The sequence below is a fragment of the uncultured Streptococcus sp. genome, from assembly GCF_963521865.1.
Taxonomy (GTDB): domain Bacteria; phylum Bacillota; class Bacilli; order Lactobacillales; family Streptococcaceae; genus Streptococcus.
Window position 1 is genome coordinate 18,044 of the sequence record NZ_CAUQWY010000013.1, and the last position, 20,744, is coordinate 38,787.

21 protein-coding genes are annotated in these 20,744 nt (G+C 38.1%); 1 reads left to right on the plus strand and 20 read right to left on the minus strand.

Annotation, left to right across the window (positions count from 1 at the left end; genetic code table 11):
* Positions 1 to 186: 186 nt before the first annotated feature.
* From RWO85_RS05030 to RWO85_RS05125, 20 genes are all read right to left on the minus strand, one after another.
* A complete protein-coding gene (locus RWO85_RS05030) occupies positions 187 to 1,512 on the minus strand; it encodes a GHKL domain-containing protein (protein WP_314414425.1) in 1,326 nt (441 codons plus the stop codon).
* A 10-nt stretch (positions 1,513 to 1,522) separates the two neighbouring features.
* Positions 1,523 to 2,263: a response regulator transcription factor gene (locus RWO85_RS05035; protein ID WP_314414428.1), complete on the minus strand. Its 741-nt coding sequence runs from the start codon at positions 2,261 to 2,263 to the stop codon at positions 1,523 to 1,525.
* Between the two features lie 10 nt (positions 2,264 to 2,273).
* Complete coding sequence (locus RWO85_RS05040; protein WP_000656277.1) at positions 2,274 to 2,606, minus strand: LytTR family DNA-binding domain-containing protein; 333 nt, start codon at positions 2,604 to 2,606, stop codon at positions 2,274 to 2,276.
* A gap of 867 nt (positions 2,607 to 3,473) precedes the next feature.
* Positions 3,474 to 4,817 carry a DEAD/DEAH box helicase gene (locus RWO85_RS05045; RefSeq protein ID WP_314414431.1) on the minus strand — a complete coding sequence of 448 codons (1,344 nt, stop codon included), beginning with the start codon at positions 4,815 to 4,817 and terminating at the stop codon, positions 3,474 to 3,476.
* A gap of 291 nt (positions 4,818 to 5,108) precedes the next feature.
* Positions 5,109 to 5,924, minus strand: coding sequence for an endonuclease/exonuclease/phosphatase family protein (locus RWO85_RS05050; RefSeq protein WP_314414432.1), 816 nt, complete (start codon positions 5,922 to 5,924; stop codon positions 5,109 to 5,111).
* A gap of 51 nt (positions 5,925 to 5,975) precedes the next feature.
* A complete protein-coding gene (locus RWO85_RS05055; RefSeq protein WP_314414434.1) occupies positions 5,976 to 8,156 on the minus strand; it encodes a PTS transporter subunit IIBC in 2,181 nt (726 codons plus the stop codon).
* 186 nt (positions 8,157 to 8,342) lie between these two features.
* Positions 8,343 to 9,269 carry a permease-like cell division protein FtsX gene (ftsX, locus tag RWO85_RS05060; RefSeq protein WP_314414437.1) on the minus strand — a complete coding sequence of 309 codons (927 nt, stop codon included), beginning with the start codon at positions 9,267 to 9,269 and terminating at the stop codon, positions 8,343 to 8,345.
* Complete coding sequence (gene ftsE / locus RWO85_RS05065) at positions 9,262 to 9,954, minus strand: cell division ATP-binding protein FtsE (protein ID WP_261068782.1); 693 nt, start codon at positions 9,952 to 9,954, stop codon at positions 9,262 to 9,264. Before ftsE ends, ftsX begins: the two co-directional genes overlap by 8 nt.
* A 17-nt stretch (positions 9,955 to 9,971) precedes the next feature.
* A protein-coding gene (gene prfB, locus RWO85_RS05070) for a peptide chain release factor 2 (RefSeq protein ID WP_314414439.1) occupies positions 9,972 to 11,067 on the minus strand; the annotation gives its coding sequence in 2 pieces (ribosomal slippage) (positions 9,972 to 10,994 and positions 10,996 to 11,067; 1,095 coding nt in all).
* 107 nt (positions 11,068 to 11,174) lie between these two features.
* Positions 11,175 to 11,831 carry a CBS domain-containing protein gene (locus RWO85_RS05075; RefSeq protein WP_314414441.1) on the minus strand — a complete coding sequence of 219 codons (657 nt, stop codon included), beginning with the start codon at positions 11,829 to 11,831 and terminating at the stop codon, positions 11,175 to 11,177.
* Between the two features lie 357 nt (positions 11,832 to 12,188).
* A complete protein-coding gene (locus RWO85_RS05080; RefSeq protein WP_000062219.1) occupies positions 12,189 to 12,899 on the minus strand; it encodes an ABC transporter ATP-binding protein in 711 nt (236 codons plus the stop codon).
* On the minus strand, positions 12,899 to 13,663 hold the full coding sequence (locus RWO85_RS05085; protein WP_295498944.1) for an ABC transporter ATP-binding protein: 765 nt from the start codon (positions 13,661 to 13,663) through the stop codon (positions 12,899 to 12,901). Before RWO85_RS05085 ends, RWO85_RS05080 begins: the two co-directional genes overlap by 1 nt.
* Complete coding sequence (locus tag RWO85_RS05090; RefSeq protein ID WP_000662290.1) at positions 13,663 to 14,619, minus strand: branched-chain amino acid ABC transporter permease; 957 nt, start codon at positions 14,617 to 14,619, stop codon at positions 13,663 to 13,665. The genes RWO85_RS05085 and RWO85_RS05090 overlap by 1 nt, the downstream gene beginning before the upstream one ends.
* A 3-nt stretch (positions 14,620 to 14,622) precedes the next feature.
* On the minus strand, positions 14,623 to 15,492 hold the full coding sequence (locus RWO85_RS05095; protein WP_000941421.1) for a branched-chain amino acid ABC transporter permease: 870 nt from the start codon (positions 15,490 to 15,492) through the stop codon (positions 14,623 to 14,625).
* 116 nt (positions 15,493 to 15,608) lie between these two features.
* Positions 15,609 to 16,769, minus strand: coding sequence for an ABC transporter substrate-binding protein (locus RWO85_RS05100; RefSeq protein ID WP_314414443.1), 1,161 nt, complete (start codon positions 16,767 to 16,769; stop codon positions 15,609 to 15,611).
* Between the two features lie 66 nt (positions 16,770 to 16,835).
* The gene (locus tag RWO85_RS05105) at positions 16,836 to 17,123 is read right to left on the minus strand and encodes a YlbG family protein (protein WP_050234905.1); all 288 of its coding nucleotides are present in this window, start codon (positions 17,121 to 17,123) and stop codon (positions 16,836 to 16,838) included.
* Positions 17,124 to 17,201: 78 nt separating this feature from the next.
* Entirely contained in the window at positions 17,202 to 17,792 is a 591-nt protein-coding gene (gene clpP, locus RWO85_RS05110) for an ATP-dependent Clp protease proteolytic subunit ClpP (RefSeq protein ID WP_000613475.1), read from the minus strand.
* Positions 17,793 to 17,965: 173 nt separating this feature from the next.
* Complete coding sequence (upp, locus tag RWO85_RS05115) at positions 17,966 to 18,595, minus strand: uracil phosphoribosyltransferase (RefSeq protein ID WP_000515974.1); 630 nt, start codon at positions 18,593 to 18,595, stop codon at positions 17,966 to 17,968.
* An 88-nt stretch (positions 18,596 to 18,683) separates the two neighbouring features.
* Positions 18,684 to 19,151 carry a cytidine/deoxycytidylate deaminase family protein gene (locus tag RWO85_RS05120; RefSeq protein WP_000136973.1) on the minus strand — a complete coding sequence of 156 codons (468 nt, stop codon included), beginning with the start codon at positions 19,149 to 19,151 and terminating at the stop codon, positions 18,684 to 18,686.
* 18 nt (positions 19,152 to 19,169) lie between these two features.
* Positions 19,170 to 19,727, minus strand: coding sequence for a TetR/AcrR family transcriptional regulator (locus tag RWO85_RS05125; protein ID WP_000004132.1), 558 nt, complete (start codon positions 19,725 to 19,727; stop codon positions 19,170 to 19,172).
* Positions 19,728 to 19,851: 124 nt separating this feature from the next.
* Between RWO85_RS05125 and RWO85_RS05130 the strand changes: the two genes are divergently transcribed.
* Entirely contained in the window at positions 19,852 to 20,697 is an 846-nt protein-coding gene (locus RWO85_RS05130) for a DegV family protein (RefSeq protein WP_314414444.1), read from the plus strand.
* Positions 20,698 to 20,744: the final 47 nt, after the last annotated feature.

Genomic DNA, 20,744 nt, shown 5'->3' on the forward strand with positions numbered 1-20,744 from the left:
AATTTGTTCCACAAATAGCTGCTAGATATTGTGAAGTCGTCACTCTAGCTTTTTGGCCAAGTTTTATTATTATGACTATTTCCTAGCTCATTTGTAGGAACTAGCTAAAAAATAATGAATATAAAGTCATAACAAAAGAGTCCCCCTTAAAATATTCTATAGAATATCCTAAGAATGGCGACTCTTTTAAAGCTCTATTTCCAAGATCTGTGTAAAGACATAATTTTTACTTGCGGTTTTCAAACATACATTTGGATAAGATTTTAAAATTCTCCGAACATTGGCCAATCCTATACCCCGACCTTCTCCTTTTGAAGAATTGTCACGCTTGAATATATCTCTCAATTCTATCTCTCTTTCTAAAGTAGAATTCTTTACAATCATGACTAATTTATTCCATTCTGTATCCTCAAGAAAACAAACTGCTATTCCTCCTTCTGCTGCGGACTCTATAGCATTATCTAACAAGATAGAAGTAATTGTTAAGAAGTCAATTTGTTCCATATTTTTTATAGAGAACTGTTCACTAATCTCTAGGGAAACTGGAACAGATAAGTTTTGGGCCTCCGATAACTTAGATAATAGTAAACTCTTTAGCGCCAAATCATTGATATTTCTTAGATGTGCTACATCAAAACGCTTACCTTTTAATTTTTCACCAGAATTTTTCAAAACACCATCATAGACTTGAGAAACCAGATTAATATCTTTTTGATCTATACCTATTTTTAAGCTTGACAAAATATTAGCATAATCATGTCTAAAGCTTCTAATTTCTTGATATAGCCCCTCAACTTGTTGACTATAATTACTAAGATTTTGCAATTGAATTTCTTTTTGTAGAATGACTTTCTCCTGTAATTCTTGAAGTAATTTTCTATCCAATAGATTAACAAAACAAATAAACAATAAAAAGTAAACTGCTGTCAATAATTCTTTATAATCCAACATTCTATCCCAACTTACTTTATCAATGTAGTTTATATAAGGCGGTAAGATAAAATAAGCAATCATTAAAATATCCGCAGTAATTAAGATAAATTTTGTCTTTCTATCTAAGTTCTTTATTTTTAAATGACTAAAATTATATTGAAAGAGATTAATAAGGAATAACACAATAATTTTAACTAGCAAAGAGAAAATCATTATTCCTAGATTTGTTTCATATATAGTTTGCAATATGGGAATCTTATAAATTACAAAGTAACCTAAAAAATTTTTGATGACATCCCAAAATCCAAGTGGAAATAATGAGTAAAAAAGTAATAAAGAGACCTTACTTCTTAATTCAGCAATAGACAAAGTATACAAGATAAAAAAAGTGGGATAACTCAATAATGACCCATAAAAATAAAATTCTGTTGATCCAAATACAAAAATAAATAGTAATATTGAAAGATAGAACAGAATAATGGATATTCCGATTTTTTTCAGATTTAATCTCTCACCTAAAACCCTAGCATGGATACATAACATTAGAAAAGTACCTATAATATCTAGAAAAAATATCATCTAAATCTCCTTAATCATGAAGTCTTTCGACAGCTTTCATGAGTGAACGTATCTTTAACCTAGAGACAATACAGGAAGATCCGTTCTGAAAATGAACTACCCGATTTTCTTTATCAATTAAAGATATATTATAAGGATTTACGATAAATGATCTATGACATTGAAATAAACGTGGTTCCTGTTTAAGAATATCTGACAATTGTCCATAAAATTCAACTATGTCTCGTTTTGAATAGAGTGTCAACTTATGAGCGATTGACGATGTCTCAATATACAATAAATCTTTAAAAGGGACTTGAATTTGAGCTTTGGATCCTGTAAATATAAAAGAGTCCTCAGATACTGTTCTTCTTTGATTATCGCTAACACTTGAAATAACATTTTCAATTCGTTTGATAAATAATGGTTCAGGTAATTCTTTATCAATGAAATCAATAGCTGATACTAAATATTCAAAAGATACAGGCATAAACTCAGAATGTGATGTTACAAAAGCAATCACTGCTTGAGAATCAAGTTTTCTAATTTCTCTAGCAACGTCTAATCCTCTTTTGTCATCATCTTTTATTTCAATATCAAGTAAAAATAATTGGTGATTTCCTCTCTCTGAAATGTCCTCTAAAAGCTGTTGAGGTTTTCCATAAACCTCAAAATGCCTAGACTCAATCTTATTATCCACCAAAATTTTTTTGACAACATTTTCAATTCTAGTCTGTTGTAAAAAATTATCTTCTAGTATAAAAATATTCACTACTTCACTCCTATATATTTTTCCACTGATTTTTTAATATTGTAAAGTGCCTTCTAGAACAAGCGATGTCTGATACTCTATCATCCATGAACATAATCGTTCTTGTCTCATGATTAAATCCTGCTATTTTATCTTTATTCACAAGAAACTTTCTATGGCATCTAATAAGTTCTTCTGTACTTTCCTCTTCGATTTTAGCTAGTGAGGTTGAAGCTTCAAAATTCCCTTCTGCTGTTACAAAAAGAACAGCATGAGCTTTTGTTGGGTGAGTTGTAACATAATAAATTTTAGAGAGTGGTACCTTTACGATAGCTCTATCTTGATATAAAATATAGTCTTTCATATTTAGCCTCCTTCTATCAGTTTAATCTTATCAGAATGATGGAAATTAAATTATAAAAATCTCAAATGATTTCTATACTATCTCAAATGGTAAAAATTTTCTTAATTTAGACATTTCATGATAAAATAGATACTTTTTAGTATCTCAATAATATTAATCTTTCTTCATTTGATAAACTAATTTCTAATGAAAGGAAAGCTATGAAGGCAATTCAAATTTTACACTACTCTTTATTTGGCTATATTTTATCTCTGTATTTAAAATATTATTTCTTAAAAAAACATTCAAAAATACAAAAATTTTACAAGGACATAAGATTAACTACAAATATAAATCTTCTACTTATTTTATCATAAAATCAGGGGCTCTAACATCTAAAAAAATGAAACTCTATTTAAAATCTATCCAATTTAGTTCAAAAAAATCAGAAGTTATCATCATAGGCAGTCAGATTGATTATGATGAGCTTTACCGAAACCACTATAGTGTGTTTGGTGTTATAGACATAACTAATAATAAATCATTAAAATATATTAAAGAAAAAATTCATTTTTACTTGGAAGCGATCTATGAATTTAAGAAGGATAATAGTGATTAAGTCTATGAAATAAAATTTCAAGTCTTACAACTTTATATCCGTAATTACCTAGCCATTACATCATAGAATTTTGATTTCTTCTTCCACATTCTCCAGTTTGAGAGCAAATTCTAGTTTCGTCTTAAAGTAACCATATTTTGTCAGTCTTCTTTTTCTGAGTTATTAAAATTGATTAGAACCTCTACTATTTTATTGATATGAGCTAGTTTATTATGTGACTTTCAGTCACATAATAAAAAAGTTGGAGCACATTACTCCAACAATTGCTATTAAAATGTTTGGCGTTTAGCTTTACGCTCTGCACGACCGCGAGCACGATTTTCAGCACGTTTGGTCTTGCGACGTTTTTCATCAACCGCCCATTGAATTTTCTTCTTATAACCCGGTTTGACTTTTTTCTTTTTCTTTTTAACCAAACCAATCATTTCGATATCAAGCCTATCTTGCTTCTTTTCACGATTGGCACGACGATCACGGTCATAAGTATCTTGAAATTCCCCGTCTTTGACCATTTTAGGAGTAAACTTGATTCCCAATTTCTCCAACTCACGGATATCCGAGTCATCACTTGGCTGGTAAAGGGTAATAGCTGTACCTGGTAGGCCATTGCGTCCAGTACGACCAACACGGTGCACGAAGAAGGATAAATCTTGCGGAATGGCATCATTGATGACATGGCTGACACCTTCAATATCAATTCCACGCGCTGCTAAATCCGTTGCGACAATATACTCAAAATCTAGATTTTTCACCTGATTCATGATACGCTTGCGTTCGCGAGGGGCAATATCTCCATGAATCTTTGCCACCTTCAAGCCTTGAGCAGTCAGATATGAATGCAATTCATCAGCGCGCGTTTTAGTGTTCACAAAAATCATTGCCAAATACGGTTGCATCAACTGAGTCAATTGGTAAATTTGAGCATTCTTATCTCGGCCCTTGGTCGAAATCAACCAATTATCAATGGTATCAGAAATGACCGTTTTGGTATTGATTTTCTCCATAACAGGATTTGATAAGTATTTTTTCAAGAATGGTTGCAGTTTTTGTGGAATAGTCGCTGAGAAGACCATGAATTGCAGGTCTTTTGGAAGGCTACCAGCAATCTTATCAACAGTTTCTAAGAATCCCATATCCAAGGTCATATCTGCTTCATCGACCACAAAAGTCTTGGCCTTGTGAATAGCTAGGTCACCAGACTTAACCAAGTCATAAATACGGCCAGGTGTTCCGATAACAATATGAGGCTGCTTACTTGACAATTTATCAATCTGGCGAGCCTTATCTGTCCCTCCCACATAATTAACCACACGAACTTCCACTTCTGAGTGGGCTACAATCTGACGAGCTGCTTGGTAAATTTGAGTAGCTAATTCACGGCTCGGTGCAGTAATGACTGCTTGAACACTATCGCTGGCTTCATCTAATTGCTGGAAAATCGGTAACAAGAAAGTGTGAGTCTTACCCGAACCTGTTTTTGATTCACCGACTAGGTCACGACCTGCCAAAACAATAGGAATCAACTTATCTTGCACCTCTGTTGGAGTTGTAAATTTTAACTCCTCCAAGGCTTCTCTAATATAGTTTTTAAATTGAAATTTCGTAAATGACATAATATCCTCGATTCTATCTATCTTATCAATTATACCATATTTTATTCCATTTCAGTAGTCACACTTATTTAAGCTATTTCCAGTAGCTTCTCTAGTCAGAAAAAGGATGGAATTTTATAATCCCAACCTCTTTTCATACTCAATGAAAATCAAAGAGCAAACTAGGAAACTAGCCGCAGGTTGCTCAAAACACTGTTTTGAGGTTGCAGATAGAACTGACGAAGTCAGTAACATCTATACGGCAAGGCGACGTTGACGTGGTTTGAAGAGATTTTCGAAGAGTATCAGTTATTATTTCCAGTTTAAAATAGCATTCAAGCCATAGTGATCACTAACTTGCGGACTCTTATTTCCATCAAATACGACATGTAAATTTTCCACTGCTAACTCTTTGGTAGTAAAGACATAATCGATTCGAAGGGGTTCTGTGTTCCCTTTCCATCCATCAATTTCAGGTGGAACAGTATAGCTACCACTTTTCTCTTGAGCAACTTCAAATGCGTCTTGTAAGCCTAATGGACTAGCTAAAATAGCTTGGTAACCTTCCTGACCAGCTGGGTTGTTGAAATCTCCAGCTAGCAAAAGTGGCTTGTTCAATTCTTTCAATACTGCCTCAAATCGTGCCCATTCTTCTTGGAACCCTTTATCCCACCAAGAAAGATGGACACTGGCAACTGCAAGCTCCTTACCATCAACTACAGTTTCAGCCACGGCAACACGGCGAGTATGATAGTCTGTTGGATCATCCACATCTGAAACCAAAATTTCTCTTGCTTCAATAGGTGTTTTAGACAAGATAGCCACACCTTCATGGTAACGATCATAACCGATATGGTTATAGGCCCAAGTCCAGTAGTAATCTTTCCCTTGCTCTGACAACTTTTCAACCAAAAGTCTAACATAATGGTCTTGGTGAATAGGCTCAGCTGCTGGCAAAGCTTGATAAAGGTCATTAACTTCTACCTTAGGCGAGGTAATCTCCTGATTGATTTCTTGAAAACAAATCAAATCATAGTCTTTATCAAGAATATCTTCAAGCAAGAGCTGGAATTTTTCCTCAGCTTCTTTTTCCATCCAGCTATGAGTATTAAGTGTTAAAAATTTCATGCTTTTCTCCTAAAACAAGAGGTTGGAAAACAGCTTCCAACCTCAAGTATATTACAATTCTACTTTAGCAACTGCTGTTTTAGCTGCAAGAGAACCTGTTTGTTCTAATTTAACTGATTTAATAGCTTCAGCATTTGTGAAGACAACCACTGTTGAAGTTTCACGACCTGCTGCACGGATAGCATCCAAGTCAGCTGTGACAAGGAGATCACCTGCTACAACTTTTTGTCCTTCAGCAACATGAACTGTAAATGGTTTACCTTCAAGACTTACTGTGTCCAAACCAATGTGAACCAATACTTCAAGACCTGCTTCAGTCACAATACCAAGAGCATGTTTTGTTGGGAAGATGCTTGATACAGTACCTGAAACTGGAGATACAATGTTTCCATTTGCAGGTTCTACTGCAAATCCATCACCCATCATTTTTTGAGCAAATACTGGATCTTTTACTTGTTCCAAAGCAACAACTTGACCGTCTGCTACTGAGTAAACTTCCTCAGTAAGACCTTTGAAGTGAACAGTGTTTTGTTGTGCTTCAGTCATTTGGCTTGGAAGAGTTTCAGGAATGATTTCGCCTGAATCAAGGATATCTTGGATATCAGATTTCAATACGTCAGCTTTTGGTCCGTAGATAGCTTGAACCCCTTGTCCTTTCATGACAAGACCCATAGCTCCTTCTGCTTTCCATTGCTCTGCATTTCCTACTTTATCTGCATCTTTAACAGTTACACGAAGACGAGTCATACATGCGTCAACATCAACGATGTTTGCACGTCCACCAAGAAGGTTGATAATGTTTACAGCTTGAGAACCTGCTGCAACTTTCACTTCGCTGCTAGATTCTTCTGAACCTTCAGCAGTTTCGTAGTTTCCGTTACGCCCTGGAGTTGCGTAGTTGAATTTTTGAATCATGAAGTTTGCGATAAAGTACATGATTACAGCAAAGAGAACAGTTACCCAAATGAAGTTAATGATATCCATACCGATACCAGCACTGATTGCAATAGGTGTACGAGTCAAGAACTCGATTGAACCGAATGAGTGCATACGTAGGTTTACGACGTCAGCCATAGCGAAGGCAGCACCTTGAACAAGTGAGTAAACAAGATACATAGGTGTTGCGATGAACATGAACATGTATTCGATTGGTTCAGTAACCCCTGTCAAGAATGTTGCAAGAGCTGTCGCAATCATCATACCTTTGTATTTGTGCTTCTTGTCAGCATCAACATTACGGTAGATAGCAACGATGACACCCATCAAGATACCGAATGAACCGATCATTTGTCCAACTTTGAATCGAGCTGGATGTACTGTATCTAATAAGTGTTGGTATTGAGTAGCATCAGTACCTTTAAGGTTTACAAGGTCTGTTACCCATGCAAGCCAAAGTGGATCTTGACCAAATACTTGGCTACCTTTTGCTGCACCAGTTAAGACTTCATAAGTACCACCAAGAGCTGTGTAGTTCATTGGGATAGTCAACATGTGGTGAAGACCAAATGGCAAGAGCAAACGTTCCAATGTACCATACAAGAATGGTGCAAGGATTGGAGCAGTTTCTTGTGAGTTAGCAATCCAGATACCAAAGCTATTGATACCTGTTTGAACTACTGGCCAGAAAGCAGCAAGTACAATTGCAGCAATTACTGAACGAAGAATAACTACAAACGGTACAAAACGTTTTCCGTTAAAGAATGAAAGTGCATCAGGAAGCTTACGGAAGTTGTAGTATTTGTTGTAAGCAGTTGCTCCAATAAAACCAGAAATAATACCTACGAAGACACCCATGTTAAGTGCTGGGGCTTCCATTACACTAATGAAGTAATCAGCAACTTTAATTGATCCACCAAAGAGTGTTGTTACCATAGCTTCTGGATTTTTCAACATATCTCCTGATACGCCAAAAATTGTACCAGTGATACGATTGATTAGGATAAAGGCAAGACCTGCCGCAAACGCACCACCAGCGCGTTCCTTAGCCCAGCTTCCTCCAATAGCGAGGGCGAACAAGATATGAAGGTTAACGATAACTCCCCAACCGATTTGCTCTAGTACACCACCAGTAATAACGAGTGGAGCAAAGTTAGGGTTAATCATCACAAGCGACTTACCGATTGAAATCATCAAACCAGCAGCCGGCATAACCGCGATAACCACCATCAAAGCCTTACCGAATTTTTGCCAAAATTCGAAAGACAAGACATTTTTGAATGTATCTTTCATCATTCAAATCTCCTTTATTTTTATTTAGGCAAACGTTTTACGAAAACGTTTGCACTTAACTATGTATTCATTATACCACTTTAAATTTTTTTGTAAAGGCTTTTATTAAAAAAATAAGAAAAAAAAGAAAGTTTTTATACTTCCTTTTTTATATTTGTATTGTTATGATAATACTCTGAAAATATGCTATCAAACCTTTAAGAAGCGTCGCATTGAAATTCCTGATCCAATTGAACCGATAAAAATTCCAATGACAAACAATAAGGCAATCATCAGTGGACTGAATACTTCTGGTGAAATCATAGAAAGGTTTTGACCTACTAATGACTTATTAACAGATTGGTAAACCATTTGATAAACAACTAGTACTAAAACCGATGGAAGAGTTGCTCCAAGCAATCCGATGAAAGCCCCCTCAAGTAGGAATGGTCCTCGAATATAGCTATTCTTAGCACCAACCAAGCGCATAATTTGAATTTCTCGACTGCGGGAAATAATTGTAATACGAATGGTATTAGAAATCAAGAAGACTGCTATGAAAATCAAGAGGCCCGCAATAACTAGTCCCCAGACACGAATAAATGAGGCTAACTTAAACAAGCGTTCTGTATTAGCACCACCATCTTGAACTTCTGATACACCTTCAATTTTCTTAGCCTCTTCCGCTACTGTCTTTACATCACTTGGTGTCTTAGTATCTACAATATATGCATCATAGAGAGGATTGGCGTCACCATCAAAGATTTTCCAGTTATCCCCCATTGTCTCAGTTAATTTTTCGTATTGTTCTTCTTTACTTGAAAAAGTAACATTCTTAACTGTAGACATCCCCTTCAAAGCATTATATACCTTGTGGTAGTCATTATTTGTAACAGTTTGACCTTCTTTTTCAATAGTTTCACTATTATCAGCTACGTCCTTACGAAGGTATACCATCACTCGGACATTGTTTTCAATATCCGTAGCCAATTTTGCCGTGTTAAAGATAACAGATGCAAACAAAGCAACAAGTGTCAAAGTAATCATGACTGAGCTGACAGCAGCTACTGTCATCCAGCCATTTCGTTTCAAACTTTTTAGCGATTCAAATAAATGACGAAAAAATCTACTAATCATCGTATCCGTACTCTCCTTTTGATTCATCACGAACAACACGGCCATTTTCAATGGCAATGACACGGTGGCGCAAGGTATTTACAATCTGGCTATTATGAGTCGCCATCAAAATAGTTGTCCCTTGTAGGTTAATCCGTTCCAAGAGATTCATGATTTCCCATGAATTATCTGGGTCCAAGTTTCCTGTTGGTTCATCGGCTATCAATACTTTTGGATTATTTACAATAGCACGCGCAATCGCAATACGCTGTTGTTCTCCACCTGAGAGCTCATTTGGGAAGGAACGAACCTTGTGCTTCAATCCAACCAAGTCTAAAACTTCCATAACACGTTTTTTGATATTACGGCGATTTTCCCCGATTACTTCCATAGCGTATGCAATATTTTCATAAACGGTTTTCTTTGGTAACAGTTTATAATCCTGAAAGACAACCCCAACACTACGACGTAGAAGTGGGACATCTTTCTTTTTAATCTTAACCAGATTAAAACCAGCAACTGAAAGGCTTCCTTTATCGATTTTTACTTCACGATACAGAGAACGAATAAAGGTTGACTTCCCTGCTCCTGAAGGACCTACGATATAAGCAAATTCCCCTGGTTGAATGCTGACCGAAACACCGCGTAGGGCAGTCGTTCCGTTGTCGTATTTTTTGACGACATCTCTCATTTCAATGATTGACATGTGAGTTCCTTTCTATCTTAGCTGATTCGCCACTTGAGATAGGCATCGATAAAACCATCTAGCTCTCCATCCATAACCTTATCTACTTGTGCAACTTCAAAACTAGTTCGGTGATCTTTTACCATAGTATATGGCGTGAAAACATAAGAACGGATTTGGCTTCCCCATGTGATTTCCTTTTTCTCACCCTTGAGGGAATCAACCTCCGCAGCTTTCTTTTCTTGCTCCATTTGATAGAGCTTAGCCTGCAACATCTTCATGGCACGATCTCTATTTCCATATTGAGTACGATCGACCGTTGACTGGACGACAGTTCCCGTAGGAATATGTGTCAAACGCACACCTGTTGAAACTTTATTGACGTTCTGTCCACCAGCACCACCTGAACGGAAGGTGTCCATCTTGATATCATCTTCACGGATTTCCACTTCAATGGTATCATCAAGCTCAGGCATCACTTCTACAGATGTGAAAGAGGTATGGCGACGTTTGGCAGAGTCAAATGGTGAAATTCGCACCAAACGGTGGACACCCATTTCTGACTTGAGGAGACCATAGGCATTAGGCCCTTCAAAGGACAAGGTCACCGACTTAATACCTGCTTCATCACCAGCCTGGTAATCCAAGACTTCCACTTTAAAGCCTTTAGCATTACCATAACGAGTATACATACGAAGTAACATATCGCCCCAGTCTTGAGCCTCTGTACCACCAGATCCTGGATGGATTTCCAAGATGGCATTATTATGGTCATAAGGTTCTGACAAGAGAAGGGTCATTTCGTAACTGGTCATCATCTTATCAAGTTCGGCTAACTGCGTTACCAGTTCTTCTTGAACCGACTCGTCTTCTGCTAAGAAGTCCAATAAAATTTCGACTTCATCCTGCAACTCTTCCATTTTGTGGAAAGTGTTATAGGTGTTTTTTAATTCATTTAATTCTTGCGACGTTTTTTGGGCCGCGATATTATCGTTCCAAAAATCAGGTTCTGTCATCTTGTTTTCCAAGATGGCAATCTCTTCCTCTAAACCTTCGAGGTCAAAGAGACCCCCTGAAAGAAGCTAATTTTTCACGATTTGCGTCAATTTTCTGACGAATTTCTGAAATGTCCATAAATACTCCTTTTTTGTATCGTTTTATTATACCATATTCTCTCATTTCTTTCCATCTTTTGCTCTACTCCCCTTTTCATGAAAAAAGAAGCCTTTCGGCTCCCCTCCTTATAAAACTTTTGCAGAAGTACGACTAATCTCCTCTACTTGAATATTCTCGGATTCAAATTTTTGCTTTAAGGCTGCCAAATCAACTGAACCATCAATTTGAACTTCTATAATCACCTTACCGTCTTTTCGTGGAATATTGACTGTATGCGAGATATTCAAATTTTCTTCAACGATTAGAGAAACAATCTTACCAAGAACGCCGACTTCATTTTCCGTAACAAAGCGCACACGAATTCCTTCTTCTCCATAGCCAGCAATTTCAAGAAAGGCTTGGAAAACATCACGGTCAGTAATAACCCCATAGACTTGATGGTTATCTACTACAGGAAGAATACCAATCTTATTTTTCAACATCAGATAAGTTGCATCCTCTAGACTCGCATAGCCTGAAACAGTGACAACATCGCGAATCATGACATCTTTTACTTTTGTCTTATTTAGAAGATAGTTCATCTCATAGATAGAAAGACTTGTTGCTTTGGATGGACTTGCTTGCGCAATGGTTCCTTCAGTTACCAAACCAATCAATTGATCATTTTCGATAACAGGCAAGCGGTGTAAACCTTGCTCTCTCATCAAATCTGCTGCATGAGATACTGTTGTATCTGGACTAATGTACACTACCTTGCGGGTCATAAAATCTTTAACTGCCATGAGACTTCTCCTTTTCTATTCTTATCCCTATTATACAATCTTTTTGTAAATCTATCAAACGCTTACATTTCTTTTTCAAAATTCAGAAAAGTATGAATAAGCTAGCAAAAAGAGCTCTGAAATCGAGCTCTATGAATGAAGGTAAGATACATTTCATTCGATTTTTTCAATTATTAGAAATTAATCTTTTAATGTAGATCAAGATTTGTTCGCAATCTCCATCTACCGACTAAAACAATCCACTGGATTTGATGATTGCTACGCAATCTTCATCCGCCGACTAAAAAGGTCCCCCGGACTATGCGAAGATTACTTCGTAATCTTCATTTGCAACCTAAACTAGTCTCCCAGACTAGTTTAGCCACCCAGATATGCTTTTCTGACTTCTTCTGATGAGGCGAGTTCTTTTCCTGTTCCTGATAGGACGATTTTCCCTGTTTCCAATACATAACCTCGGTCAGAGATTGCGAGTGCTTTATTGGCATTTTGTTCAATCAAGAGGACGGTCGTTCCTTGTTTCTGGATATCTTGAATGATATCAAAAATTTCTTGGATAAAGATTGGAGCAAGTCCCATTGATGGTTCATCTAAAAGAAGAAGTTTGGGTGTTGACATAAGGGCGCGTCCCATGGCAAGCATTTGTTGTTCCCCTCCTGAAAGGGTGGCTGCATCTTGATTTTTCCGTTCTTCTAGACGCGGGAAGCGTGAGAAAACTTTCTTCAAGTTAGCTTGATTTTCTTCACGATTTTTCTTTAAGAAAGCTCCCATTTCAAGATTTTCCATAACAGTCAAGCCAGGGAAGACGTGGCGTCCTTCTGGTACTTGTGAAAGCCCACCTGCTACGATTTTCTGAGCTGGCATTTTTTGGATTTCTTGACCTAAAAATTCAATCTTTCCTGAACTCGGTCTAACCAAACCAGACAAGGTACGGAGAATGGTTGTCTTACCTGCACCATTGGCACCGATAAGGGAAACAACTTCTCCTTCATTCACTTCAAAGCTTACATCACGGACTGCTTGGATCATACCGTAATGCACAGAAAGATTTTCAACTTTTAACATAGACATTAGGCTTCACCTCCTAGATAAGCTTCGATAACGCGTTTATTGGTCTTAATTTCGTCTGGAGTTCCTTGAGCAATCAAACGACCGTATTCAAGTACGTAGATGCGTTCTGTAACTTCCATGACCAGATTCATATCATGTTCAATCAACATAATTGTAATCTTAAATTCATCTTTGATGCGACGAATTAACTCAGTCAATTCAGCTGTTTCCTGTGGGTTCATACCTGCAGCTGGTTCATCTAAAAAGAGAATTTTAGGTTCCGTAGCAAGAGCACGAACTATTTCCAAACGACGTTGTTGTCCGTAGGCAAGATTTTTAGCAAGAGTCTCTGCATCACCATCTAAATCAAAGATTTTTAGCAATTCCAAAGCTTTAGCTTTTAATTCTTTTTCACTCTTATAAAAAACTGGTAAGCGTAAAAAACTAGCAAAAACATGTTGTTTGTGATGGTTGGCAAAAGCAATCAAAACATTGTCCAAAACGGTTAAATCTTTAAAGAGACGAATATTTTGGAAAGTACGTCCAAGCCCCAAAGAAGCAATCTTATATGGTGCCTTTCCATTCAAAAGATGACCATCTAGGGTTACTGTTCCCTCACTTGGTTCATAAACACCAGTTAAGAGGTTGAAAAGAGTCGTTTTACCTGCTCCATTTGGACCGATTAGTCCAACCAGTTCTCCTTCGTTCAATTCAAGAGTCACATCTCCAACAGCTGTTAGACCACCAAAATGTTTGGTTAACTGTTTTACTTCAAGTAATGCCATTAGTTTTGTTCCTCCTTCTTAGATTTTTTAAAGAAACGTGATAAGCTCAATTCCCATGTTCCAAGGAGTCCGCCTGGTCTGAAAATCATGACCAATACCAAGGCCAAAGCGTAAATAATCATACGCACACTGGCAACATCTTGGAGAAGCATATTCAAAATTCCCAAAACAATAGCTGAAACAATGGCACCTGTAATGGAACCAAGTCCACCAAAGACTACAATGATCAAAACGTTGATTGAGTTGATGAAAGTGTAATCTTTGGGTACAACTGAACCGATAAATCCTGCTTGAAGCGACCCTGCAATACTTGCAGTAATAGCACCAAAGACAAAGGCGATGATTTTAATTTTAGTCGTATTAACCCCAACTGACTCAGCAGCGATTTCATCCTCACGAACCGATAGGGTTGAACGACCAATTGGGCTACGCAAGAAGTTCAAGGTTGCAATGGTTGTAATCACGACAAAGAAGTAAACCATTTGCCAAGTTGTAAAGTTAGGAATCCCTAAGATACCTGCTGCACCATTTGTAAGGCTTCCACCATTGATGATAAAGATACGGATAATTTCAGAAACACCGAGAGTCGCCACCGCAAGGTAATCCCCCTTCAAGCGCAAGGTTGGAATTCCGACAAGTAAGGCAACTGCTCCTGAAAGCAAAGCCCCTACCAGCATGGCTCCAAAGAAGGCACCGTAGGTTGGTGATTTAGAACCAATAATAGCTGCTGCATAGGCACCAATCGCCATAAAACCAGCATGACCAAGTGAAAATTGTCCTGAAAAACCAACGATTAAGTTGAGACCAACAGCCAGAATAATATTAATTCCAATTTGTTGTAAAATCTGTACATAGAATAGATTGAGTACTCCGACTGAAACCAGTACACTAATCAAGCCATAGCCAGCTAACAAAAGGAGTAACCATAGAATATTAACTTTTAAATTTTCTTTCATCGTTTACACCTTCTCTTTCACATTTTTACCAAGGATACCAGCTGGGCGGACAATCAAGATCAACAACAAGATTCCATAAACAATGGCATCACGAAAGTCTGACATTCCAAAGGCTGTCGCAAAGGTTTCCAATAGACCAATTACAAAGCCACCAAGAGCCGCACCAGGAATAATTCCGATACCACCAAGTACAGCGGCAACGAAAGATTTAAGACCTGGAGTAACCCCCATCAAAGGCTCCAAAGAGTTATAATAGAGGGCAATCAGAACACCAGCCGCACCCGCAAGAGCAGAACCCAAAGCAAAGGTAAAGCTGATAGTACGGTTTACATTGATCCCCATCAATTGTGCTGCATCGCTATCTACAGATACCGCACGCATAGCTTTCCCCATCTTGGTCTTTTGAACAATGACTTGTAGCAAAATCATCAAAATCAAGGAAATGGCCAAAATCATTAACTGTACATTCGTTAAGCTAATTGGTCCCAAATCATAGCGAACTGTTTGAATCGCTTGAGGGAAGGCACGAGTATTGGCACCAACCAGATAGACCATTCCATACTCAAGTAGGAAGGAAACCCCAATAGCTGTAATCAAAACAGCAATACGAGTAGAGTGGCGCAAAGGTCGGTAAGCAAGGAACTCAATCACGACACCAAGAATGGCCGTCGCTAGCATCGCTACAATAAGCGCTACAAAGAAATTCATTTGGAAAGAATTAATCAAGAAATAACCGATAAAGGCTCCCATCATATAAATATCACCGTGGGCGAAGTTGATGAGCTTGATAATTCCGTAAACCATGGTATATCCTAAGGCTAACAGCGCATAAACACTACCTAGAATCAAACCATTTACTAGTTGTTGGAGCATAAGATTCACTCTTTCTATTTATAATTTCGAGGGTTTTCCCTCACTTTTTGATAGGTTCTTAAACATCGAAACAGGGAGTGAGTCAGAGGCTCATTCCCTATTTCAACATTTTTCTATTATGGTTTTACAACCTCTGCTGCTTCAACCTTACCATTGTTCATGGTCATCATGTAAGCAGTTTTGACTGTGTTGTGGTCTGCATCGAAGCTTGTTTTACCAGTTACACCTTCAAAATCTTTTGTTTTAGCAAGGTTATCCTTGATTTCACCAGAGTTTTTAGCACCTTTTGCTGCGTTTGCTACAAGGTGAACTGAGTCATAAGCCAAGGCTGCAAATGTTGAAGGCTCTTCATTGTACTTAGCACGGTAAGCATCAAGGAAGGCTTTGGCTTTAGCTGAAACTTCTACAGTAGTTGAGAAGCCTGAGATAAAGTAGATGTTTGATGCTTTTTCAGCAGTTGCTTGTTGTACAAACTCTTCACCGTTGAATCCATCACCACCAATGATTGGTTTGTCAATTCCCATACCACGCGCTTGGTTTACAATTTTACCAGCTTCAGTGTAGTAACCAGGAAGAACGATCGCATCAAAGTCTTTCCCTTTCATTTTTGTAAGGGCTGCTTGGAAGTCTGTGTCGCCTGCTACGAAAGTCTCATCCGCAACAATCTCACCCTTGTATGATTCGCGGAAAGATTTAGCAATACCTTTAGCATAGTCACTGGCATTATCAGTGTAAAGAACAACTTTCTTAGCATTTAATTTTTCAGAAACATAGTTTGAGATAATTTTTCCTTGGAAGCTATCTTGGAAAGTTCCAATAAAGAGGTAATCTTGACCTTTAGTCAATCCATCTTGAGTCGCACTTGGTGAAATCAATGGAACACCTGCTTTTGTAGCGTTCGCTACCGCAGCTGCAGTTGCACCAGATGTCGCAGGTCCTACGATTGCTGATACTTTAGATTGGGTTACAAGGTTAGTTGTTACTGAAGCCGCCTCTGCTGTTTCAGACTTGTTATCTTTATCAACCACTTCGATTTGTTTTCCGTCGATACCACCTGCAGCATTGATTTCATCAACGGCAAGTTGGGCACCTTTTTGTTCAGATGTTCCGTAGGCTGCTACGGCACCCGTTTCTTCAAAGTTAAATCCGATTTTGATTGTCTTCTCATCTACTGAGTTACCAGCAGCGTTTGACGCTCCAGACTTCACTTCTCCACAGGCCGCAAGAAGTGCTACACTTGCAAGCGCCACAAACGATAGGGCAAATTTTTTCTTCATCTTTTTTATCTCCTTATTTCTTAAATAAATAGTATGTTAAGAATATACCGAATTATCAGAAAATTGTCAACACTTTTCTTGAACTTTTTCGATGATAACGTTTTCCTCTCGATAAAGATTGCCCACAAAGGGTGTTTCCAGCTCTTGGATATGACAAACTCTGACTTTTTTTATAAACTTTTCCTTGCCCAAGCGCCCGACCAATTGCTCCACTTCTTGAGTTGGAACATAAAGCTGTAAGTAACGATGTTTCTTGGAATGATAGGTAATATCTCCATAATCCTGCAGTTTTTTGGCATCCCGATTATAGTAAAGATAGATAATCAAGCCAGATCGATTGACTTTTTCAAACATGATAAATCCTCTTTCTAAGAAATCTCTCCCTATTATATCAAAAAAAGCAAACCCCGTCGAGTTTGCCTTCTTTAATGATTAGTTCAAAGAATTGTTGGCCATGATTTCATCAATAAAGCCATATTCAAGTGTTTCTTGAGCACTCATCCAGTTATCGCGTTCTGCATCTGCATGGACTTTTTCGATTGACTGTCCTGAATTTTCAGCCAAGATTTTTTCCAAAGTGTTACGAGTTTTAAGCAAGTGTTCTGCAGCGATAGCCATATCGGTTTGTTGGGTACCACCACCTGTTCCACCCATTGGTTGGTGAATCATGTATTCTGCATTTGGAAGCATGAAACGTTTGCCTTTTGCTCCACTTGATGCAATCACAGTCCCCATAGATGCAGCCATTCCCATAACGATGGTTTGGACATCTGCCTTGATAAAGTTCATGGTATCAACGATTGCCAAACCAGCTGAAACTGAACCCCCAGGTGTATTGACATAAAGGTAAATATCTTTTGTACTATCTTGAGCATCCAAGAAAAGCAACTGGGCAATAACAGAGTTGGCCATGTTGTCTTCAACTGGACCTGTCAGCATAATGATGCGGTCTTTGAGAAGACGTGAGTAAATATCGTAGGAACGTTCTCCTCGGCTTGTTTGTTCAATAACTACAGGAATCATTTATTTCTCCTTTTGAGTTTTAATTTTGTTGGTCAAATGACTGAAGATAAGACTATTATAATATCTTGGTCAAAAAAGGTCAAATTTTTGCTCTGTTTTCATTAGACAGAAACAAAAATTCAACCTCCTTTCGTGACTGGAACTTCTTTTCCAAGTCAATCTTCTTTTCTATCTTATTTCGTACCGAACAAGCGGTCTCCAGCATCTCCAAGACCTGGAACGATATAACCGTGTTCGTTCAAGCGTTCATCCAAGGCTGCTGTAAAGATTTCTACATCTGGATGAGCTTCTTGAAGGGCTTTTACACCTTCTGGAGCAGATACAAGGCAGACAAATTTGATATTTGATGCGCCACGTTTTTTAAGTGAGTCAACGGCCAAGATTGCTGACCCACCTGTTGCCAACATCGGGTCTACTACAAAAATTTGACGTTGGTCAATATCTTCAGGCAATTTTACCAAGTACTCAACTGGTTGAAGTGTTTCTTCATCACGGTACATACCGATGTGACCAACTTTAGCAGCTGGAACCAAGCTCAAGAGACCATCAACCATCCCGATACCTGCGCGCAAGATTGGAACGATGGCCAATTTCTTACCTGCCAATTGTTTTTGAACTGTTTTTGTAATTGGTGTTTCGATTTCCACATCTTCTAGTGGAAGATCACGAAGTACTTCATACCCCATCAACATTGCAATCTCATCTACTAGCTCACGAAAAGCTTTTGTAGAAGTATCTGTACGACGCAAGATGGACAATTTGTGTTGAATCAGCGGGTGATTAATAACTTCAATTTTTCCCATTTTTGGAATTCCTTCTTTCAATTTATTCTTCTTATTATACCAAAAAACGGTTTAAAAATCTTTCTAAACCATTTATTTTTGATAATTTTTACATTAGATCAGCCTCTTTAAGAGCGGCCTGTACTGTCTCAAGTGGTAAATGGGTCAATTCTGTCCCTTTTTCTTGATAAAGGTATTGGGCATAGTCATCCATTCGGTACTGGTTGATGTAAACCACGCGCTTGCAACCGACCTGCAGCAATTGTTTTGTACAGTTCAGACAAGGAAAATGGGTCACATAAGCTGTAAAGCCTTTGGGAACACCACGTTCTGCACCTTGAAGGATAGCATTGACCTCAGCGTGAAGAGTTCGAACACAGTGGCCTTCAATGACCAGACATTCATGGTCAATACAATGCTCAGTCCCTGACACCGAACCATTGTAACCAGTGGAAATCACCTTATTATCCTTAACCAGAATTGCGCCCACTTTAGCACGTTTACAAGTGGAACGATTGGCAATTAGTAGGGCTTGGGCTGCAAAATACTCATCCCAGGCTAGTCTTTTTTCAGTCATCTCTTTTCTCCTTTTTCTCTATTTTTTAAAAAATGGTAACCGTAAATCCGCAATCTTTTCAGCAGGTACCTTCATGCCATCCTTAATCCATTTTAAAAGGACAGAAACGATGGCTGAACTCCAGAAGGAATGAAGATAAGAGCTGACACCTTTTGATTTTCCATGGTATTTTTCTAGAAATTCCTGCATAGCTTGGACAAAGATTTTTTCCAGATGGTAATCTAAGGCCAATTGAATCACTCTGGCTTCCTTTCTTGCCTCACGGAAAAGGTGAACCCAGACCAGATAAAGGTCTGTCTTTAAATCATAATGGTGCAGTTGTTCCATGATGTTGTGGACACTCCGTTTAAAGACGCTCTCTAAAATCTCCTCTTTGGAATCATAATTGCGATAAAAGGCCGCACGCGAAACGCCTGCACGTTTGACCAATTCAGAAATACTAATCTTGGTCAAGTCCTTTTTTTCCAAGAGCTGCAAGAGGGCTGTTTCAATCGCTTCTCTAGTTAATAAATTGGATTCTTGGTTTGATTTTCTGAGATTTTCAAGAGATTTTTCAGAGATTCTACGTTCAGACATAACATTTTCTTTCTACTTGTCACAACAGACGGATGAGGCTTTTGTTTCAAGGGCTTTCATGATATAATTGTAAAAAAAGACAGAACCTTTGTCAATGTATAACTGACAAAGATGGAGAATTTCTATGACTTGGAAGATTATTGCTGACTCTGGTTGTGATTATCGTCAACTGGCAAAACCAGCTATTGACACAACCTTTGTAAGTGTTCCCTTAACCATTCAAGTAGCTGATCAGATCTTTGTTGATGATGCCAATCTTGATATTGACCAAATGATGGAAACCATGTATGCAACTGCAGAAGCTTCAAAATCAGCTTGTCCAAGCCCAGATGATTATTTACGAGCATTTGAAGGAGCCAAAAACATTTTCCTAGTAACCATCACAGGTACTCTTTCTGGCAGTCACAATAGTGCTCAACTAGCTAAGAATATTTATCTGGAAGACCATCCTGACACTAAGATTCATGTAATTGATAGTTTGTCTGCTGGTGGTGAAGTTGACTTGCTTGTAGAAAAATTAAATGACTTGATTGACCAGGGCTTATCTTTTGAAGAAGTGGTTAAAGCTATCACTGCCTATCAAGAAAAAACCAAGTTGCTCTTTGTCCTAGCCAAAGTCGATAACTTGGTTAAAAACGGCCGTTTGAGCAAGCTTATCGGTACGGTCGTTGGCCTTCTAAATATCCGTATGGTCGGAGAAGCTAGTGAAACCGGAACTCTCGAATTGCTACAAAAAGCACGAGGTTCAAAGAAATCAGTTCAAGCAGCCTATGAAGAGTTGATAAAAGCTGGATATGCTGGTGGCCGTATTGTCATGGCTCAACGCAATAACGAGAAATGTTGCCAACAGCTCTCAGAGCGAATTCGTGAAAATTTCCCACAGGCGGATATTAAAATTCTCCCAACATCTGGTCTCTGCAGTTTTTATGCAGAAGATGGTGGTTTGCTGATGGGATATGAAATTGATTGATTGCATTCTTGACAAGAGGTGACTTCATCTCTTGTTTTTTTGTGGTA

Excerpts from the sequence above, each read along its gene's own strand:
- RWO85_RS05030 (WP_314414425.1), bottom strand. The coding sequence starts at position 1,512 with ATGATATTTTTTCTAGATATTATAGGTACTTTTCTAATGTTATGTATC.
- RWO85_RS05040 (WP_000656277.1), bottom strand. The coding sequence starts at position 2,606 with ATGAAAGACTATATTTTATATCAAGATAGAGCTATCGTAAAGGTACCA.
- RWO85_RS05045 (WP_314414431.1), bottom strand. The coding sequence starts at position 4,817 with ATGTCATTTACGAAATTTCAATTTAAAAACTATATTAGAGAAGCCTTG.
- RWO85_RS05050 (WP_314414432.1), bottom strand. The coding sequence starts at position 5,924 with ATGAAATTTTTAACACTTAATACTCATAGCTGGATGGAAAAAGAAGCT.
- RWO85_RS05055 (WP_314414434.1), bottom strand. The coding sequence starts at position 8,156 with ATGATGAAAGATACATTCAAAAATGTCTTGTCTTTCGAATTTTGGCAA.
- ftsX (WP_314414437.1), bottom strand. The coding sequence starts at position 9,269 with ATGATTAGTAGATTTTTTCGTCATTTATTTGAATCGCTAAAAAGTTTG.
- ftsE (WP_261068782.1), bottom strand. The coding sequence starts at position 9,954 with ATGTCAATCATTGAAATGAGAGATGTCGTCAAAAAATACGACAACGGA.
- RWO85_RS05075 (WP_314414441.1), bottom strand. The coding sequence starts at position 11,831 with ATGGCAGTTAAAGATTTTATGACCCGCAAGGTAGTGTACATTAGTCCA.
- RWO85_RS05080 (WP_000062219.1), bottom strand. The coding sequence starts at position 12,899 with ATGTCTATGTTAAAAGTTGAAAATCTTTCTGTGCATTACGGTATGATC.
- RWO85_RS05085 (WP_295498944.1), bottom strand. The coding sequence starts at position 13,663 with ATGGCATTACTTGAAGTAAAACAGTTAACCAAACATTTTGGTGGTCTA.
- RWO85_RS05090 (WP_000662290.1), bottom strand. The coding sequence starts at position 14,619 with ATGAAAGAAAATTTAAAAGTTAATATTCTATGGTTACTCCTTTTGTTA.
- RWO85_RS05095 (WP_000941421.1), bottom strand. The coding sequence starts at position 15,492 with ATGCTCCAACAACTAGTAAATGGTTTGATTCTAGGTAGTGTTTATGCG.
- RWO85_RS05100 (WP_314414443.1), bottom strand. The coding sequence starts at position 16,769 with ATGAAGAAAAAATTTGCCCTATCGTTTGTGGCGCTTGCAAGTGTAGCA.
- RWO85_RS05105 (WP_050234905.1), bottom strand. The coding sequence starts at position 17,123 with ATGTTTGAAAAAGTCAATCGATCTGGCTTGATTATCTATCTTTACTAT.
- clpP (WP_000613475.1), bottom strand. The coding sequence starts at position 17,792 with ATGATTCCTGTAGTTATTGAACAAACAAGCCGAGGAGAACGTTCCTAC.
- upp (WP_000515974.1), bottom strand. The coding sequence starts at position 18,595 with ATGGGAAAAATTGAAGTTATTAATCACCCGCTGATTCAACACAAATTG.
- RWO85_RS05120 (WP_000136973.1), bottom strand. The coding sequence starts at position 19,151 with ATGACTGAAAAAAGACTAGCCTGGGATGAGTATTTTGCAGCCCAAGCC.
- RWO85_RS05125 (WP_000004132.1), bottom strand. The coding sequence starts at position 19,727 with ATGTCTGAACGTAGAATCTCTGAAAAATCTCTTGAAAATCTCAGAAAA.
- RWO85_RS05130 (WP_314414444.1), top strand. The coding sequence starts at position 19,852 with ATGACTTGGAAGATTATTGCTGACTCTGGTTGTGATTATCGTCAACTG.